Source organism: Bradyrhizobium sp. FW305-F6, from assembly GCF_058782905.1.
Map to the genome: position 1 here is coordinate 188,009 of NZ_JBYSYD010000004.1, position 18,098 is coordinate 206,106.

Genomic DNA, 18,098 nt, shown 5'->3' on the forward strand with positions numbered 1-18,098 from the left:
TACCTACTTTCAATATTCTTCCCTGGAGAATCTACTCCGCCGTGTACCTAGATAACTATTGCTTCTCGGTCACTCGCCTGGCTCGAACCGCCACCGAGCAGATGTTACCAGCGGCTCCAGACTGAGACGACCGATAATCTGTTCCAAAAGGCGATCCTGCCGAGTGTCGGCTCGCACTGTCGCGCTCACCTGGACTCGGTTTGTGTCCTCGATATTCGTGCTTTCGAGGTCGCGGATGTGCAGCGCACCGGCGAGATCGCGAAGAAGAAGCGCCCGAACATGCGCCTCAGCCTCTCCATGGCAGATGATGCTGATCGCATATGCGCTGTCCAACGGGCTTGCGGCGAATGACTGGCGCTCAACGAGGCGCACGAGCGGGCGCAGAACTGCGTTGACGGCGATGACGAACGTCGTCGCAATCAATGCATGAAAGAAAAATCCGGCCCCACACAGCGCGCCGATCGCGGCGGAGCACCACAGCGTCGCGGCGGTGTTGAGCCCGCGCACATTCAACCCTTCCTTGAAGATGATGCCGGCGCCCATAAAGCCGATGCCGGAAACAATCTGGGCCGCAACGCGCGTCGGGCTCGCCTCGCCGGGGAACAGCCCGGCAAAGAGGACGAAGATGGCCGCGCCGAGCGCGACGAGGGTATTGGTTCGCAGCCCGGCCAGGCGCTGGCGCCATTGCCGTTCGAAGCCGATCAAGCCGCCAAGAAGGAATGCGCCCCCGAGCGTGAGTGCGGTGTGGCCAAGGCTTTGCCAATCCATCTGAATGTGTTCCCATCTCGTTGCGTCGGTCGCGCCCTCCCGAGGCGCAAGCCCGCGCTATTGCTGGAATTGCCACTCCACTCGCTGTCAGAATTCGGCGTGGGCGCGAAGCGACAGAATCGAGGCTGGTCCGCGGTCGGCGTTGTAGGCGGGGTTTGCAACAAACTGATAGTCGAAGGTGACGGTGCTCCAGCCGTTGACCCGCAAGGCGTAATACGCCTCGACGATCGACTCGTGGCCGTAGCGCAGTCTCCCATCACCGATCAGCAACCCCGTGCCTCCGGCGGCGAGGAAGTTACGATGTGCACTCGAGAGGCCGTTGACCGCAGCACCGACTCCGATCGTGTCCGCAGGCCGTCCCCATGCAGAACCCTTTAGGGAGAAACCACCGGAAATGCTGCGGTCGATGTCCGTGAAGGAGAGGATTTCGGTGCGGCCGTCGTTCCAGCTTGCACGGGCGAAAAGCCCGAGGTCAGCTGTCAAAGCCTGTTCGATATTTCCATAAAAGCCATACTTATTCTGATTGCGGCGCAGGGCCGTCATCGCATCGTTGATATCTGTTTGAGGGCTCGCTTGCGCGAGGTTGATAGCGTCGCGATACGCGCCGGTGTAACCACGGTTGATGAAAGCGCCGATCCGAACCTTACCCGGCTGCCCGAACAGGCTGTGCCGTTCCTCGAACTCGACGGCGCCACCGCCGCCCCCATTGAAGACCAAAACATCACTGTTCGGCTCCCTGGGCACTTGGAAGGCCCCGGCTCGCACAGCCCAATCCTTACGATTCAGCTCGATGACCGCACCGCGCGTCATGCCGGGAAGGTCGGCGGGGAAGTCATAGGCCCCCGACGACCAGATTGCCCAATTCATGAAATCCGCGCGCGGATCCTTGGCATAGGCATTCGCGTCGAAGAAATCGCCAACCGCGAAACGACCAACCGTGACAGTGACGCGATCGATATCGCGTCGCCCCGCCAGTTGCAGGGGGCCGTCTGCGACATCCTCCTGCTCGCCACCAAGACCGAATGTCTGCTGAAGATAGTAGCGCTGTGGCCGAAATTTCGGAAATTCAGCGCCGCCTTTTTGCGCTTCTCCATTTGGAAAGCCTGCGAGTCCGAGCGTCCCGTTCAGCCCGAAGCCTTGGGCTAGCTCGGGATTGAAATAGAACGCACCACCGTCCCAAAGCCTCACGCCAAGAAATGCGTCCGCGGTCCACGTCTCACGAACTTGCCCACCACCGGGCAGGCTGGCGCTGGAAGCGTAGGGGGAACGAATCGCGGGATAGCCTTGGGCGATGAATGTGGTCTGGCCATGAATATTCCAGTCCGGCGACATTTCGACAGTTGCCGGTGGTCTTGGGAGTGTCGAGGCCACATCGCCCAGTCGGTAGTTCAGGCCAAGCGTGAACCTCTGGGTTCGGGGGCGGACGGACACATCGCGCAGTCCGGCACCATCGAGTCGATAGGTCGAGGAAGCCAGATCGAGGTAGTCGTACTGGACGCGTGCCGTCCATGGTCCGCCCAAGGCCATTTCGACACCTGCGCCTGCCGTCCACCCAGCGTGCCAGCGCCCCAGTTTTGACAAAACGCTGCCGTCATCGCCATTGATGTCGACGTTCGTTCGTGTCCAAGCGAGGCCTCCCGTTGCATAGGGGAGGAATGGGCCAAAAGCATAGCCGATCCTGCCACGCACCGTCCCCACGACATCCAGGGATGTGTTGAAGGGAGCCGGTATCCGTCGCGTCTCATCGGGCGGGCTCACAAAAGTGACATCGGCTTCCGCGCCGAGCACCCAACGATCGCTGGCCTGAAAGTTGTAGCCTCCCTGAAAGCCGCCGATCATTCCTGTCACCGTAGGCGGCAGGCCAACGGACTGATTCAAGACGGGGTTCGTTCCCGGGCCAAGGCTGCCAGCCCCGAAACCGGTGTGTCCGCCAAAATAGACGCCCGACCAGTCGGGCCCGCCCGATTCCACCTTATTGTCACGCGAGGCCCCCGGTGCCTTCGTTGGCATCGCCAGGATGGGTTGCGGTCCACTAGTGTTGAGCCGTGCCGCATCCGGATGGCCGGGAGTCGTTTGAAGTTCTTGCGCGTGCGCTTTGGTTACCTGAAGAACCGCTACAAGACCGAGCGCCAGCAAGTAGAAAGCGATCACCATCAGTCGGCAAAAAAGAACCCGACGACGCCTGAAAACCTTCAGTCCGGTGGTGATAGTGAAATTGGGAAGTCCGTGGGTCGTAAAATAAGTCATGGGCTACTCCTGGCGTCGGGTTGCGAGAGCGCCCGGCGCCAATAGCCGCGAGCTGCCCTCCTAGTTTTCTCGTGAATTCAAGCGGCGCGAGTTGTTGGTCGCGCCGCGACTAGATGGGTCGTCCATTTGAAGCTCCTTGCTGATCGAAGTCCGGTTCAGGTCCGGGCCTCGTGCTTTGGTTCCATGCAAGCGATCGTTTTGCGCTTGTGTGGCTCACCAGCGGCAACGCCGCATTCGCGATATCGCCGCTCTGTTCAACCGTGCGCCGCAACGCAGCAGGAATCTGAGCTTGAAACCGTCCAGCAGACGGCGACGAGCAAGGTGAACGGCCGCATGCGTCACGAACATCGCCAAAACCGCCAAAGCCCAACACAAACGTCTGTCCAACCGATTCCGAAGCGACGACCTGGCATCGCCCGGCTCGCGATTGTGGGGCGGACGCGGCGCTTGTCGCCTCGGCGGTGGCGGCCCTTGTCGCGGGCAGTCTCCAGCCTGCGGCGGCGCAAATCTCAGGATCAACGGTGATGTGGACATGATCAGGACCTCTCATGCGCTTGGCCGTCAGAACCATTGTCCGAACCGGCGGATGTAGACGGTCTTCATCAGTTGAGCGACGAGGCAGTAGCAGAGCAGCGTTCCGGCCAGCCACGGGAAGTAGGCGATAGGCAGGGGCTGCAATCCGATGGCTGCTCCCAGCGGAGAGAACGGCAAATAGATCCCCAGTACGCAGATGACGCTCGACATCAGCAAGACCGGCAAAGCCGCTGTGCTGTTGACGAAGGGAATCTTCTGGGTACGCAGCATATGGACCACGAGCGTTTGAGAAAGCAGGCCCTCGATGAACCAGCCCGACTGAAAGAGCGATTGATGCTCCGGGCTATTGGCGGCAAAGACGAACCACATCAGAGCGAACGTCGTGATGTCGAAGATCGAGGACGTCGGCCCGATCCAGATCATGAAACGACCGATATTCTTGGCATCCCACTTCCGCGGTTTGCTGAGAAACTCCTTGTCCATGTGATCCCAAGGCAGCGCCAATTGGGAAATGTCGTACATCAGGTTTTGCACGAGCAAATGGATCGACAGCATCGGCAGGAACGGAATGAATGCGCTCGCCACCAGCACTGAAAACACGTTTCCGAAGTTCGAGCTGGCGGTCATGTTGAGGTATTTCATGATGTTGCCGAAGGTTTCGCGCCCCTTCAGCACACCCTCCTCAAGAACCATCAGGCTCTTCTCGAGCAGGATGATATCGGCCGACTCCTTCGCAATATCGGCGCCGCTATCGACGGAAATGCCGACATCGGCATCGCGCAGCGCCGGGGCGTCATTGATGCCGTCACCGAGAAATCCGACGGTATGACCGTTAGCCTGAAGCGCCTGCAATACACGCGACTTCTGGAGCGGAGTGAGCTTCGCGAAGATCGTCCGCTCCTCGACCAAAACGCGAAGCGCGGTGTCGTCCAATTTTTCTATGTCGCGCCCGAGTACGGCTTGGCCCGGTTCAAGTCCTACTTCACGGCAGATCTTGGCACTCACGACCGCATTGTCGCCCGTAAGAACCTTGACCTTGACGCCATGCTCCGCGAGCGCAGCGATTGCTGGTCCAGCCGTCTCCTTTGGCGGGTCGAGAAAAGTAAGGAACCCCTGAATCGTGAGATCGGCTTCGTCCGCGATGGCATAATGCGTCTTGGCCTCGGACGCCACAAACCCTCGGGTGGCGACGACCAGCACACGGAATCCGTCCTCGTTGTACGCCCGAGCCATCGCAGCCAGATTCTTGCGCTCAACGTCACCAAGGCGGATCAGATCTTTGCCTCTTCTGACGTGCGTAGAGATCGACAGCATCTCCTCAACCGCGCCCTTGCAGATGAGCAAGTGATCTCCGTCCTCGCCCTCGACGACCACTGAGAGTCGGCGGCGCACGAAGTCGAACGGAAGTTCATCGACTTTTCGGTAGCTCGCGGCCGTGTTCGTGATGGCTGGCTCCGCCCCGGCGAATCGCACGACGGCCTGATCCATCAGGTTCTTCACGCCGCTCTGGTGGTAGCTGTTCAACCAGCCCAACCGGAGAACGTCAGCGTTGGGTTGCCCGGTAACGTCGACGTGGTGCTCCAGAATGATCTTGTCCTGAGTCAGCGTGCCGGTCTTGTCCGTGCAGAGAACATCCATCGCGCCGAAGTTCTGAATGGCGTTGAGTCGCTTCACGACGACTTTGCGCCGCGCCATCGCTACGGCGCCCTTCGCGAGGTTCGAGGAAACGATCATCGGCAGCATTTCGGGGGTAAGTCCGACGGCGACGGCAAGGCCGAACAACAGCGCTTCCACCCAGTCGCCTTTGGTCAGGCCGTTGATGACAAAGACGACAGGAACCATGACGAGCATGAAGCGGATGAGCAGCCAGCTCACACTGTTGATGCCGCGATCGAACGCCGTTTGAGCGCGCGATCCGACGATCGCCTTGGCTAACGATCCGAAATAGGTGCGAGCACCCGTGGCAACGACAAGCGCGGTCGCCGTGCCGCTCACGACGTTGGTGCCCATGAAGCAGACGTTGGGCATGTCGAGCGCGTTCATTTCGCTGGACGCTACGCTCGCCGCGGACTTCTCGGCGACAGACCCGAGCGTGTCATACTTCTCAACAGGGATGGCCTCACCGGTGAGCACTGCCTGGCTCACAAACAGATCGCGGGATTCGATCAGCCTCACGTCTGCCGGGATCATATCCCCTGCTGAAAGACGCACGATGTCGCCGGCGACGATCTCTCGCATCGGGATTTCGAATGCTTCGGGATTTGACGTTGCCGATCCTCGACGAAGAACCGTCGCCGTCGTGCGGACCATCGCCTTCAGAGCTTCGGCCGCAGCGCTCGATCGGTACTCCTGAACGAAGCGCATCAAGGCGCTGGCAAGCACCATCACGATGATGATGGTGACTTTTGTCGGATCCGCATCCTCGCCATGTTGAAGCCGAAGCCAGATGTCCGTTACAGCGCTGATCCCAGCCAGGATCAGCAGCACTGCAATGAACGGATTCTTGAAAGCGCCAAAAAACTGAACAACCGCTGGCAGGCGTCGCTCTTGCGCAACCTCATTGGGGCCGTCTTTTGCCAGCCGTTCGATCGCATCTCGGGCAATCAGGCCGTTGCGGTCGCCTTTGACGTTTTCGAAGGTGTCATCCAACCCATTCTGGGCTTCACGGACCGCCTTCATCGACAGCTTGCGTTCGTCTTTTCCGCGCGGCTTGAGAGCCGCCTTGAGGATGGGGGCATTCATTGGATGAATCTCCTGCCGCAAGCGCCGAGACCATGCGCCTCTCGGCACGGTCTTCGGCGCTTGGGGTCTTGGTCGGCTGAGGGGATAATGAAACCGATGCATCTTCACGACGCTCGGCATTCGGACCGCGCTTGAGCAGCGCAGCCGCTCTTCACCAGGGAGGGTCCGCACCTTCGCGCGACCGTGCGATTCTGCGCGAGTACGGATTGCCGCCCCGGCGGGGGTGAAGCCCGTCCAGGCCGGCGGACACCAGAACCATCGCCGTGCTGGCCTTATGCAGCGTGAGGGAATGCATCACACGCCTCACGCCGCAAAGCGACCATGCTGGTAAACTGCAAGAAGGAGTCCGGCGCGCTCGATCAATCGGCGCAACCCGCCGCCCGTGTCTGGTTCGGCGTCAAGCATCCAGATGCATTCGAGCCGACCGGTCTCGCCATTGACACGCCACGCCGCGACCAGTCGAGTCCGGTTCGTGCGGGGAGACTTCGTGAAAGGACGGTCACGCTCGCATCGCGGGTCGGCGAATGCGGGATTGCGTTTCGGCGAGGCGATCCGCGAAACGCGGAGCGAAGCCGGCAGAGTAAAAAATTGGAGAGTCATGTCTCACCTCCGTGACGAGCCGCTCGGCCGTCACAGGCGAGACTGATGATTCAGACTCGCGAGAACGACCTGAGCGGCACGCTTGCTCGACTACTGTCGCTTGGCATTGCTCGTTGATCCTCATGCGTCGGCAGCGGGTTGGAGCCGCTAGATGACATTGGCTGGATATCACCGTCATTCCTTGAGTGACAGTGTCTTGCGGGGTTGATCCGATATACAAAACAATATCCGGGATATACCATCGTATATTGTAAGGTCTTCGGCGATAACTACCTGCGCAATATCAAGCCGCTTAGACTCACCGGACACGGGCGCGTCGACTTCACTAGCGATGTGATCGCTCTGATTTATTTCGATCCGAGGTCTAGTGTGGGTATCGATATGGTTCTTGTCGAGCGCATCGTCGCGCGAAGCCCTCGTCTTCGGCGATTGCTTTATTCGTTGTCCTTAACCTTTCTGAAAGCGGCGTTTCGGTTTCGCCGCACGGGCTTGGATGCCTTTGCCCGACCGACATTGCGTTTATCGCAGTGTCTCTTTCGTACTGCCTCTTCGCGGATACGACGTCGTTATGCAGCCGAGCCGAAAATGACGTCGGACTCGCGCTTTGTGCTCCGTCGCCTTTCTCTCAAACTTTTGATCGTGCTGATCTTTGCCGGTGCTCAAAGCCCGCTGCCCTGGGGATTCGGGAAAGCGCTTACGATGATGCTGTTTATGAGCGCGGCTATCAGCTGTGCCTTGGCCCTCATGAACCACCAACGATTCAGATTGGGAGTCTTGAGCTACTGGGACGAATCTTTGGCCTTTGTCCTGCTCGGCCAAACCGCGCGGATGGTGTTTCTACGTTGAAGTATTGCGAGTGCGCTATGCCGGGGGCTCTCGTCTTCAAAATACTCGCCAATAACCTGCCACGCGATACGGGAATCGCGAAGGTGGCCGTCGAGGCGAGACGCGGGGCAGCGACAACCGCCTGCGGCGTCGTTTGGTATTGGTTATGACGGAGCGTCGCACCACTCGCCGTCGCCGCACGCTGTTGACGGGGAAGATCATTCTCAATCAGCGATCGTCCGTGATAAGTTGCGTCGTCCGAAACTTGTCGGACACAGGCGCCTGCCTCGAAGTTCCTGCTGCCCTGAACATTCCGGATGCCTTCGAGCTGAAAATAGAACCTGGCGGCGCTTGCTCACAGTGTCGAATAGTCTGGCGGAGCGCTACGCGCATCGGCGTGGCGTTCGATTGACACAAAGCTAGAACGCGCCTTCACTTTCAAGGGCGAGTGTAAAGGCGCTGGCCCGAGATACTGGCCGCGCGCACGGCGCTGCAGGCGTGACGGCTGATATGGCCGGACGGCAGGCTACAGAAATAACAAGGACAATGTGTGGGGGAAAGAGCCAATCTCACAAGGAGAATGGCGCGCCGTACTGGATAAAAGTGCGAACGCATATGTGATTGAATCTGCGATTAATTTATTTTGGGGCATCGTGATCCTCTCATCTTTCAGCGTTCGCCGGCTGCCGCCAATAGCCCCACCCAAACGGGTGCGCCGAACCGAACGCGGAGCTGATATCGGACCAAGTACAAGGTATCCGGTATTTTGCTTCTCCCGGGTCTATGAGGAAATGACTAGCTCTTTCCAAATCTGGGCCGCGTACGCAGTGGCTCTCTCCTAGTCCTGAAGTCCGCGGCATGTGTGATTGGGTACCGCTGGAATACATCGCAGAAAATCCCATTCTGCAGCGATGCAAATATCGAGTGCAAAATCGATTAAAAAATAGAGAGCTCCGCGAACTAGACGGCTCGACCGATGAGGGCACCAATGGTCGCAGTTGAGGCCATGGCGACTGCTCCCCAAAACACGACCCGAAGAGTGGGTTTCCATATGCTGGCGCCGCCAGCGCGAGCGCCGATCGCTCCGAGAACGCCAAGTCCGATGAGGCAGGCAATGGAGACGGTCCAGGTGGCGGTCCAGGCCGGCGACAGGAGAGCGACGGCCAGCGGCAAAGTCGCGCCAGATGCGAAGGTGACCGCCGAAGTGAAAGCCGCTTGAACTGGCTTCGCCATCACATGACTGGTCAGTCCGAGTTCATCCCGCGCATGGGCCCCGAAGGCGTCCTTTGCCATCATCTGCTCGGCGACCTGTCGCGCCAGTTCGGGCGTTACACCACGCTGCTCGTAGATCGCGGCGAGTTCGGCCAGCTCCGCTTCAGGTTGCGTGGCAAGTTCGCGGCGCTCACGCGCCATGTCGGCTTCTTCCGTATCGGCCTGGGAACTGACCGACACATATTCGCCTGCAGCCATCGACATTGCTCCGGCGACGAGCCCCGCTACGCCAGCAACCAGAATTTCGTGGGAAGCGGCGGTCGCGGCGGCAACACCGACGATCAGACTCGATGTTGAAATCAGCCCGTCATTGGCGCCTAGCACCGCTGCGCGAAGCCAACCTATTCGTTCGATCAGATGGTTCTCTTTATGAAGGGCTCGCATGGAACATGGTCCTGAATTACATTTCTAAGGCTTTGTAACGCGGCGCTGAGCACATAGGAAAAGGCGCCTTGCCTTCGAGATCGATCTGGAAACTTGGCCGGTCAGGCTGATCAATGATGCTATCTTCCGATGAAACGCCTACCGTTCCATCGCCACATACGCTGTAGTCCAAAGCCGCATTCAACTTCAATCGCCGGAGTGTTGTCCAGGCCTCTCAACGTGACTTCATTTGCCCTGACACTCATCACCAGATGATATCGTCCGTGGTGCGACATGTAGACCTGATGGAGGCATTTTCCGCTGCTACAAAACGTAAGGCGGTCGCCACATCTGAGTTCATGAAGATGAAGAGCGATGAGACGAACGTTCCCAACGTCAATGAAGCGGCTGAAGCCACGCGTTGTTGTCAATTCATCGCCACATACCTTCCTGTATTTTTGAAGGCCTGCCCGCACTTCCGCCGGCAGGTTTTGCACGTAGAAAGGACTGGGTTGATTATCATGGACAGGAGAACTTGCGAGCGAGAGGGCCGGCGAGACAAAGAAAAGTGACGTCATAGCGGCTAAGATTGCCACGTCACGGAGCCGATTCGATCTTTTCATGCTGAAACCTCCACTTCCAACGGCTGTTTCTCTCGTTCGACGACGGCTGCGGAGCGGCGCTCCATCCATCGGTAGATCGCCGGCAACAGCAGCAGCGTCAGAACGGTGGACGACAGGACGCCGCCGATGACGACAGTGGCGAGCGGTCGTTGCACCTCCGCTCCCGCGCCCTGTGAAATCGCCATCGGTACGAAGCCGATTCCCGCGACCATGGCGGTCGACAATACCGGACGGAGCCGATCCGTGGCGGCTTGCCGGACTGCCTCGATAACAGGCAGCTTCCGCCGCAACGCATTGATATGATCGATCAGAACGAGACCATTCAGCATCGCGATGCCGGAGACCGCGATAAAGCCGATCGCGGCGGTGATCGAGAATGGCATGTCACGTAGCCAGAGTGCCAGCACGCCACCGGTGATCGCAAACGGAATACCGGTATAGACGACGGCGGCATGACGGACGCTCCCCAACGCCGAATAAACGAGCAAGAAGATCATCAGCAGCGCCGCCGGCACGACGATCATCAGACGGGCTCGGGCCGCTTCTAGCTGACGGAACTGGCCTCCGAACTCGATGCGATAGGATTCAGGCAGCGCAAGCTTGCCGTCGAGGCGTGCACGCGCTGCGGTCACATAACCTTCGATGTCGCTGGTGTTGAGATTGACCATCAAGGCGGCGCGGCGCTTACCATTGTCGTGCAGGATCGGTTCGACCGTTCTCATCTCGCGCAGACTTGCAACGCGGTCCAGCGGCACAAGGCCGGACGCGCCGACGCGCAATGGAAGGGAGAGGATCGATTTTGTGTCCGCGCGTAAGGACTCGGGCATACGAACGACGATCGCGTGTCGATGCTCTCCGTCCGCGATGAAGCCGACCTCGTCCCCACCGATCGCTGACGCAATGGCACGGTTGACCTCGGCGGTTCCCAGCCCCAACCGCACCATCGCGTCGTGATTGATCTCGACCACCACACTGTGGGTGCGGCTGGCCGCTTCGAATGCGGCATTGGCGGTGCCGGGCACGCCTTGCAATTCCTCTCGCGCCTGCGCGGCGAGCCGCTCAAGCACGTCGTAGTCGTCTCCGAATATCTTGACCGACAGATCCGCCCGCGTGCCCTCCAACATTTCGTTGAAGCGCATCTCGATAGGCTGCGCGAAAAGGAATGACTGCTCCGGCGCCAGCGCAGTGGCAGCCTTTTCGATCGCCGCAACCAGCTCGCTCTTGTTGCGCGGCATGTCCGGACCTTGCGGCCATTGGTCGAGCGGCTTGTAGAAGATGTAGAGGTCGTTCTCATTCGGCGGCATCGGGTCGGTCGCAACCGCGCTGGTGCCGATGCGGGAGAAGGTTCGGGTCACTTGCGGAAAGCGACGCAAAATTTCACGCTCGGTTTGCTGCTCGATCTCAAGGCTACGGTCGAGCGACATCCCCACGGGCTTGTAGACCATCGCCGTGATGGAGCCCTCATCGAGGCGTGGCGTAAACTGCGAGCCAAGGGTCAGGAATATCCTCAATGCCACGGCCAACAGGACTGCCGATGGAACGAGAAGGGCAGCGGGATGACGGAGGGCGAAGTCCAGGACGGGACGGTAGCCCCGGATCACGAGGCCGGCGAAGCCACCGTTATGCGTGATGTGGTTGTCGGCGGTTATCTCCGGGAGAGAATCTTCCTTTTCACTGACGCTCGGCTGACGCACCTTCTCGCCTCGTAGCAGCCGGGCGCACAGCGCCGGCACTAGCGTAAAGGTAACGATCAGCGCCGCTGCCAGCGCCAGCATCACGGCTTGCGCCATCGGCTGAAACAGCTTCCCCTCGACGCCGCCCAGGCTGAGTACCGGCACATAAACCAGCGCGATGATGGCCATGCCGAAGAACACGGGCCGCGCCACGCCCCCCGCAGCGTTGATGACGATGCGACGGCGTTCATCGGCCGTCAGCTCGCGCCCCTTGAGGCGCTGTGCCTCGCCCATCAGACGCAATGTGTTTTCCACGACGACGATCGCGCCATCTACGACCAGGCCGAAGTCGAGCGCGCCGAGGCTCATCAGATTGCCCGATATACCGAGCGCATGCATGCCCGAGATCATCATGAGAAAGGCCAGCGGGATGACCGACGCGACGATAAATGCCGCGCGCCAGTTGCCGACCACGATCAGCAATACGACGGCGACCAGCAACGCTCCCTCGCCAAGGTTGCGCTCGACCGTCGCGATGGTGCGATCCACCAATTCTGAACGATCGTACTGAACCTGAAGGATCATGCCTTTGGGCAGCGCGGCGCGCAGGTTCGGCAATTGCGCATCGACGCGCCGGGCAACGTCCCGGCTGTTCTGCCCGACCAGCATCATCACTGTGCCGAGCACGGTTTCCTTGCCGTTGGTGGTCGCGGCGCCATCGCGTGGAGCATGGCCGATGGTCACGGTCGCCAGATCCGCTACAGTCAGCGGCCGCACGCCACCTGCGAATTTCACGGGTAATGCGCGGATCATCTCCGCCGTCGTGACACGCGCTTCGGTTCGGACGGTGAAGCGTTGGCCGTTCTTGGTGATGGTCCCGCCGCCGGCATTGGCGACGTTGGCGCCAACAGCCTGGGCAAGCTCGCTCGGCGTGATGCCCGCTGTCGTGAGCTTCTTCAGATCAGGCTCGATGACAAACTGACGTTCGAGGCCGCCGTTGGAATTGACGTCGGCGACCCCCTCGATCGCGCGCAGCATCGGGCGCACGATATATTCCTGAGCCTCGAACAACTCCATCAGTTGTTGCCGCTCGTCCAAATCGGACGGCGGTTGCGCCCATTCGAGTGTGTAGTACCAGATTTCGCCAAGCCCGGTGGTGATCGGAGCGAGGCGCGGCGATGATCCGGCTGGCAGCATGTCGCGCACTGCGGAAAGCCGCTCGTTGACGAATTGGCGTGCGCGAAGCTGGTCCGTGCCGTCCTGATAGATGAGCGTGACCTGTGACAGTCCGGTCTTGGTGAGCGATCGCATTTCCCGCAGGCCCGGCTGACCACCCATGCTGCGCTCGATGGGCAGCGTCACAAGACGCTCGATTTCCTCTGGCGCCAGGGCAGGAACAGTCGTGTTGATCTGCACCTGCACGCCTGTGATGTCGGGAATGACATCGATTTGCAGATTCACGAAAGACCAGATTCCAAGACCAGCGATCAGCAAAGCGATGATCATCACCGTGGCTGGTCGACCGGTTGTCCATTCCAGAATCCGCCGCGTCATCGGGACACGCCGTCGAAGCTGCGGCCGCCATTGAGCGCCCGAAGTTGAAGCATCGCTTCCATAGCCTCACGTCGCGTGTCGAGCAGAGCCGACAGCGCGTCCAGATACTGGCGCTGCATCTCGACGTAAGTTGCGATCGGGATCGCTCCCTGGCGATAACTATCGGCGGCGGCGGTAGCTGCGGCCGCAAATTTCTCGGTGGCCCCGGCTGGCCAGCCCGCAAGGGCTCGACGCTTCGCCTCGTAGTAGGCTGCCTGTTCGTAAACCTGCCTCGCGATCCGTCGGTTGGCGGCGAGCAGGGCCGCATCGCCCTGGGATTGACGGCTCAACTCCTGTGCGAGGCCAGCAGCCTGGCTATTCCAAAGCGGCAACGTCGTCGTCAGCCGTATGCCGAAATTGGTCTCGCGGCTGTCTGACTTCGCGCGATTGAAGTAGGGACCGACTGAGACGTTCGGCACACGCGCTGCTTGTGCTAGGTCAACGCGCAACCCTTGCTGCTGCAATTGCGCGCGCAGCGACTGAATCTCGAAATTGTTGATGCCAGCTTGTTGCGCCATGCGCTCGACCGACGGAAGGCCGGGCAGCGTGATATCGGGCGGAGCAATGCGGAGCCGCGCTTTGAGCGGCGCGCCGCGAAGTTGATTCAGTTCGTAGACGATCGTGCTGGTCTCGGAATCAGCCATCGCGGCATTTCGCTCCGCCGTGATGGCACCCGCATCCAGAATGGCCGTGTCCAGCGTGGTGGCGATGCCCGCCGGATCCCGCTGCTCCACAACGCGTGCAAGCTCGCGCATCCGCGCGGCAACGTCGCGTGCCGCGGCGGCTTTCCGCTCGGCCGCGAACAAGGCATATCCCAAAGAGCGTGCCCGGCTTGCGAGCGTTGCGTCGAATTGCGCAAGACCGAGCCGCGCCAGCGCGATCTGATGCTCGGCGATGGCGCGACGGAGCGCCCCGCGTCCGGCAAAGTCGAGCGGCTGCATAATCGACAAGCCATATGTCGGCCCGGCGCCTTTCGGTGCACCTGTCAGGCCGTCGGCCATCCGGCGTTCGCCTAACTCGAATGCAGCTTCAGGGTCCGGCAGGCGATCAGCCGCGTCGCGCTCAACACCTGCAAGCCCGATCTGCTGGAAATAAAAGCGTCGTTCGGGGTTACTTGCCACGACGGAATTGGCAAGTGCATCAATCGACAGCACGGCGGCCTGCTGAGCGAAGGCTGGGGTCACCAAGATAATTGTTGATATGCGAACGATTATCAGGAGCAATTTTAACATTGGCACGAGTCTCAACACTGACTTCTAGACGCCTGATTGCCACGCTAGTCTGAACACAAGCTGTCAGCGTAAATGCAGGTTGATCCAGTATCGGACTGCAGCAATCAGGAGACATGACCATTCGCATTCTTCTTGTCGAAGACGATCAGGACATTGGCGCCCGCCTGAAGGAAGGGTTGGCCAGCTTTGGCTTTGTCGTTGAGCATGTGGAAGATGGTGAGCACGCCCTTTCCTTCGCGCTGCAAGAAGAATTCGACGCGATCGTTCTCGATCTCGGTTTACCCGGCCTGTCAGGCATCGAGGTCTTACGGAGGTTGCGACGTACCGGGGCCGCCACACCGGTCCTGATCCTGACGGCGCGCAGCAGCTGGACTGAGAAGGTGGAAGGTCTCAATGCAGGGGCTGATGACTATGTGGCGAAGCCGTTTCACGTCGACGAAGTCGCAGCTCGCCTGCGCGCGCTGATGCGGCGCGTCGCGGGCCAAGCCACCTCCGAATTGCGCCACGGAGATATCGTGCTTGACCCCGTTGCCGGCACCGCCAATGTTGCGGGCCAGCCGATCGAATTGACGGCACAGGAATTTCGCCTGCTCCACCTCTTCCTGCATCGCGTCGGCCGCGTCGTGACGCAAGCCGAGTTGCTCGACCATCTCTACGGCCTGAATGAGGAACGCAGCTCGAATACGATCGAGGTCTATGTCGGTCGGCTGCGACGCAAAATCGGCCGCGATACCATCAGGACCCTGCGCGGTCTGGGCTACAGGTTCGGCTGATGGTCAGAAGTCTGCGCGCCCGGCTGCTGGTTGGCGTTATTCTCACGACCGTGACAGGTATCGCTGTCGCTGGCGTTTCGATTTCCGCGCTGTTCCGGGCGCACGTCACGGAGCTTGTCAATGCCGAGCTGATCGGTCATCTCGACGAGCTCGAAGGTCTGTTGGCCCGCACGGCCGACGGACATGTCGCTCTGGCACAAAGGCTCAGTGATCCGCGCTTCGCGCAGCCCGGGACTGGCTATTACTGGCAGGTGAGCGATCGCAACGGCATCGTCCTACAATCAGCCTCCCTCGAACCGCAACGGCGTTTTCCGCCACCCGCGCGGGGGGCGGATCGGCAGCTTACTCGCTCAGTCGAAGCTGGCCCGGCTGGTGAGCCGATGATCGCATATGAGCGACCGTGGCAGACCGCTGAAAACGGTTACGTGCTTCAAATTGGCGCCGACCAGCGGATCGTCGATGATGTACTGAGACATTTTAATCAGGCGCTGGCCCTGTCACTCGGCACACTGGCAATAGCCCTAATTGGGGCCGGCACGTTGCAGGCCTGGTTTGGTCTGCGTCCCATGCGCCGTCTGCGCGACGCGCTGGGCGACATTCGCGCGGGCAAAGCAGAAACCCTGCCTGGTGACTTCCCGTCCGAAGTTCGGCCGCTGGTCGATGATCTCAACGCTCTGATCGACGCCAATACCCAGATGGTTCGCCGCGCCCGCACGCAGGCGGGCAATCTCGCGCATGGCCTGAAGACACCATTGGCCGTGCTGACGGACGAAGCGCGCCGGCTGCTCGCGAGAGGTGATACCGAGGGCGCCGCGGTCCTGACTCAGCAAACAGGGCGGATGCAGCGCCAGATTGATTTCCAGCTTGCCCGAGCCCGTGCCGCAGCCAACGCCGGCCTGCCTGGCGTCATCACGCAGGTCGAACCTGCCTTCGCATCAATAGCCGCGGCGATGCGGCGGCTCTATGCTCATCGTGAGCTGACGATCGTCCATACAGCCGAGACGGAATTGCTTGCCGCCGTCGATCCCAACGACCTTGACGAGATGGTCGCCAACCTGGTCGATAATGCCTGCAAGTGGGCTCGTGGTGTTGTCTCGATCAAGGCTACGCGCGATACCCCGACGGGGCAGCTCCTTATTACGATCGTTGATGACGGGCCAGGCATCCCGGCTGATGCACTAAACCGCGCGTTCGCCCCAGGCGAGCGGCTCGACGAGGCCAAACCGGGAAGCGGGCTCGGACTCGCAATCGTCCGCGATCTCGCCACACTGCACGGCGGCTCTGTCGAACTATCCAATGGCAGAAATGGAGGCCTTCACGCGGAGTTGCGGCTCCCATCAGCCTGACAAGTTCAACGGCGTCTAGGTTGGGCGAGTTTCATCGTGGCCGCGTCGTCCGCGCACCATTCGACCTGAGCGATTCGGCGCGCTCGAAATCAGCATCCGCGCCGCTCTGATCTCCAGCGTTCGCTTTCATCGTTCCGCGTTCGAACAAGAAGGTCGGATTCTTCGGATCAGCCTTGATGACCAGATCATAATCCGCGATGGCACGATCAAAGAGTCCTTTACGCCCGAGTGCCTTCCCGCGATTATAATAGGCACCGAGGTAGTCAGTCCTCAGTTGTACGGCGCGATCGAAATCAGAAATCGCGCGATCAAGCTCTCCCTTGCTCATTAAAGCAACGCCTCGGTTGTTGAGCGCGACATAGTAGTCGGGGGACAAACGAAGTGCTCGATCGTAATCCTCCATGGCACGGTCGATATCTCCACTCGACCGCAGCGCGACACCGCGATTGTTATAAGCCGCCGCCAACTGGGTGATCATCCGCTCGCCTGCCTGGATAACCGCTGTGCATCCCCGGATCGAGCGATCGGGTACGATTTCGGCCGCATGCACGCACGAGTCCCAATCCTCGTCGCTCAAAGCTGATGTGGGCGACGAGTTAATTGCAAAGTACGCAATAAATATCGTTGTGCTCAATAACGTAAGAGCACAACGCTTCCAGCGGGTGGTTCGCGCTAGGATCGATGCAGTTCGTGTTCTCGTATACAGCGGCGTAATGCAAATGAGCAAAGAGTAGCCTCAAGTACGTGCATTATATTATTCCCAGTTTGTTCTCTAACAATCCTGTCTGAATTTTCCCTGACAATCGACGTTTGAGACATCCGATCTGGTCGCTTCCCGAACGAGAGTACACCCGTCGAGTGCTATAGAGATTACCAAGCGAGCGCCGTGCGTGCCATCCGACAGGGACAGATCCAAGACTCCCGGACTAAGCCTCAGTCTGGTAGCATGAAGACATCAGCGGTGTTTGATGTACTAGCAGCGGCAATCGACGGGACGGGATGGATCCGGACTCGGTCACGGGAGGGCAACGAGGAGCCGCTATCCGGAAGAAATCGTCCTGCAAGAATTGAACATCGCGCTCTGCGGCGCTGCCAACTTGAATGACCTCTGAAATATCTGGAGGTCAATACGGCGAATTGCTCTGCAACGGCGCTCCGCAAATATGCAAGATATCAACCTAATATTAAGTTGGCGCGCCCGACACGATTCGAACGTGTGGCCTCCACCTTCGGAGGGTGGCGCTCTATCCAGCTGAGCTACGGGCGCATCGATATTCAGATAGTGTCCGAGATCGACCACGGTCAATCGCGAATTCTAGAATCGACATGGCTCAAACGACGCGGGCTAAAGCCTCGCCGATCATCGCCATTCGTACTCCACAACCTCCTTTCGGTTTGCTTCCGTGGTGCTTCCGCGACCTCGAATGCGATTTTCGTGCTTCCTTCGAGTTTCGCCAATCGCTTGGTTTCACTCGTTTTTTACGACACCCTCGACCATCAGAAAGAG

At 59.8% G+C, this 18,098-nt stretch carries 12 protein-coding genes and 1 tRNA gene; 4 read left to right on the plus strand and 9 right to left on the minus strand.

Going from position 1 to position 18,098, the window contains the following annotated elements:
* Positions 1–69 precede the first annotated feature (69 nt).
* The 4 genes from AC3WLX_RS25455 to AC3WLX_RS25470 all read right to left on the minus strand — a co-directional run bounded on the left by AC3WLX_RS25455 (position 70) and on the right by AC3WLX_RS25470 (position 6,891).
* Positions 70–768 carry an MgtC/SapB family protein gene (locus AC3WLX_RS25455; RefSeq protein WP_006022573.1) on the minus strand — a complete coding sequence of 233 codons (699 nt, stop codon included), beginning with the start codon at positions 766–768 and terminating at the stop codon, positions 70–72.
* An 87-nt stretch (positions 769–855) separates the two neighbouring features.
* A complete protein-coding gene (locus tag AC3WLX_RS25460) occupies positions 856–3,015 on the minus strand; it encodes a carbohydrate porin (RefSeq protein ID WP_006022572.1) in 2,160 nt (719 codons plus the stop codon).
* 561 nt (positions 3,016–3,576) lie between these two features.
* Positions 3,577–6,291, minus strand: coding sequence for a magnesium-translocating P-type ATPase (gene mgtA / locus AC3WLX_RS25465; protein WP_006022571.1), 2,715 nt, complete (start codon positions 6,289–6,291; stop codon positions 3,577–3,579).
* Positions 6,292–6,594: 303 nt separating this feature from the next.
* Positions 6,595–6,891 carry a hypothetical protein gene (locus tag AC3WLX_RS25470; RefSeq protein WP_006022569.1) on the minus strand — a complete coding sequence of 99 codons (297 nt, stop codon included), beginning with the start codon at positions 6,889–6,891 and terminating at the stop codon, positions 6,595–6,597.
* 369 nt (positions 6,892–7,260) lie between these two features.
* Here AC3WLX_RS25470 and AC3WLX_RS25475 point away from each other — a divergent pair, with 369 nt between their 5' ends.
* Both AC3WLX_RS25475 and AC3WLX_RS25480 read left to right on the plus strand, forming a co-directional pair.
* On the plus strand, positions 7,261–7,737 hold the full coding sequence (locus tag AC3WLX_RS25475; RefSeq protein WP_124810153.1) for a hypothetical protein: 477 nt from the start codon (positions 7,261–7,263) through the stop codon (positions 7,735–7,737).
* A 145-nt stretch (positions 7,738–7,882) separates the two neighbouring features.
* A complete protein-coding gene (locus AC3WLX_RS25480) occupies positions 7,883–8,128 on the plus strand; it encodes a PilZ domain-containing protein (RefSeq protein ID WP_080655009.1) in 246 nt (81 codons plus the stop codon).
* Positions 8,129–8,676: 548 nt separating this feature from the next.
* Here AC3WLX_RS25480 and AC3WLX_RS25485 read toward each other — a convergent pair.
* The 3 genes from AC3WLX_RS25485 to AC3WLX_RS25495 all read right to left on the minus strand — a co-directional run bounded on the left by AC3WLX_RS25485 (position 8,677) and on the right by AC3WLX_RS25495 (position 14,472).
* Positions 8,677–9,372 (minus strand): VIT1/CCC1 transporter family protein, encoded by a 696-nt coding sequence (locus tag AC3WLX_RS25485; RefSeq protein ID WP_006022566.1) that lies wholly within the window; start codon positions 9,370–9,372, stop codon positions 8,677–8,679.
* A 598-nt stretch (positions 9,373–9,970) separates the two neighbouring features.
* Positions 9,971–13,201: an efflux RND transporter permease subunit gene (locus tag AC3WLX_RS25490; RefSeq protein ID WP_006022564.1), complete on the minus strand. Its 3,231-nt coding sequence runs from the start codon at positions 13,199–13,201 to the stop codon at positions 9,971–9,973.
* Positions 13,198–14,472, minus strand: coding sequence for a TolC family protein (locus tag AC3WLX_RS25495; protein ID WP_006022563.1), 1,275 nt, complete (start codon positions 14,470–14,472; stop codon positions 13,198–13,200). The genes AC3WLX_RS25490 and AC3WLX_RS25495 overlap by 4 nt, the downstream gene beginning before the upstream one ends.
* Positions 14,473–14,591: 119 nt before the next feature.
* Here AC3WLX_RS25495 and AC3WLX_RS25500 point away from each other — a divergent pair, with 119 nt between their 5' ends.
* Both AC3WLX_RS25500 and AC3WLX_RS25505 read left to right on the plus strand, forming a co-directional pair.
* Positions 14,592–15,245 carry a response regulator transcription factor gene (locus AC3WLX_RS25500; RefSeq protein WP_024343199.1) on the plus strand — a complete coding sequence of 218 codons (654 nt, stop codon included), beginning with the start codon at positions 14,592–14,594 and terminating at the stop codon, positions 15,243–15,245.
* Complete coding sequence (locus AC3WLX_RS25505; protein WP_006022561.1) at positions 15,245–16,591, plus strand: sensor histidine kinase; 1,347 nt, start codon at positions 15,245–15,247, stop codon at positions 16,589–16,591. The genes AC3WLX_RS25500 and AC3WLX_RS25505 overlap by 1 nt, the downstream gene beginning before the upstream one ends.
* Before the next feature lie 31 nt (positions 16,592–16,622).
* Here the strand turns inward: AC3WLX_RS25505 and AC3WLX_RS25510 are convergent, their stop codons facing one another.
* Positions 16,623–17,069 (minus strand): tetratricopeptide repeat protein, encoded by a 447-nt coding sequence (locus AC3WLX_RS25510; RefSeq protein WP_209612057.1) that lies wholly within the window; start codon positions 17,067–17,069, stop codon positions 16,623–16,625.
* Positions 17,070–17,781: 712 nt separating this feature from the next.
* Positions 17,782–17,858, minus strand: a tRNA-Arg gene (locus AC3WLX_RS25515).
* Between the last annotated feature and the right edge of the window lie 240 nt (positions 17,859–18,098).

Excerpts from the sequence above, each read along its gene's own strand:
- AC3WLX_RS25460 (WP_006022572.1), bottom strand. The coding sequence starts at position 3,015 with ATGACTTATTTTACGACCCACGGACTTCCCAATTTCACTATCACCACC.
- AC3WLX_RS25505 (WP_006022561.1), top strand. The coding sequence starts at position 15,245 with ATGGTCAGAAGTCTGCGCGCCCGGCTGCTGGTTGGCGTTATTCTCACG.
- AC3WLX_RS25455 (WP_006022573.1), bottom strand. The coding sequence starts at position 768 with ATGGATTGGCAAAGCCTTGGCCACACCGCACTCACGCTCGGGGGCGCA.
- AC3WLX_RS25510 (WP_209612057.1), bottom strand. The coding sequence starts at position 17,069 with ATGATCACCCAGTTGGCGGCGGCTTATAACAATCGCGGTGTCGCGCTG.
- AC3WLX_RS25495 (WP_006022563.1), bottom strand. The coding sequence starts at position 14,472 with ATGTTAAAATTGCTCCTGATAATCGTTCGCATATCAACAATTATCTTG.
- AC3WLX_RS25485 (WP_006022566.1), bottom strand. The coding sequence starts at position 9,372 with ATGCGAGCCCTTCATAAAGAGAACCATCTGATCGAACGAATAGGTTGG.
- AC3WLX_RS25490 (WP_006022564.1), bottom strand. The coding sequence starts at position 13,201 with ATGACGCGGCGGATTCTGGAATGGACAACCGGTCGACCAGCCACGGTG.
- mgtA (WP_006022571.1), bottom strand. The coding sequence starts at position 6,291 with ATGAATGCCCCCATCCTCAAGGCGGCTCTCAAGCCGCGCGGAAAAGAC.
- AC3WLX_RS25470 (WP_006022569.1), bottom strand. The coding sequence starts at position 6,891 with ATGACTCTCCAATTTTTTACTCTGCCGGCTTCGCTCCGCGTTTCGCGG.
- AC3WLX_RS25480 (WP_080655009.1), top strand. The coding sequence starts at position 7,883 with ATGACGGAGCGTCGCACCACTCGCCGTCGCCGCACGCTGTTGACGGGG.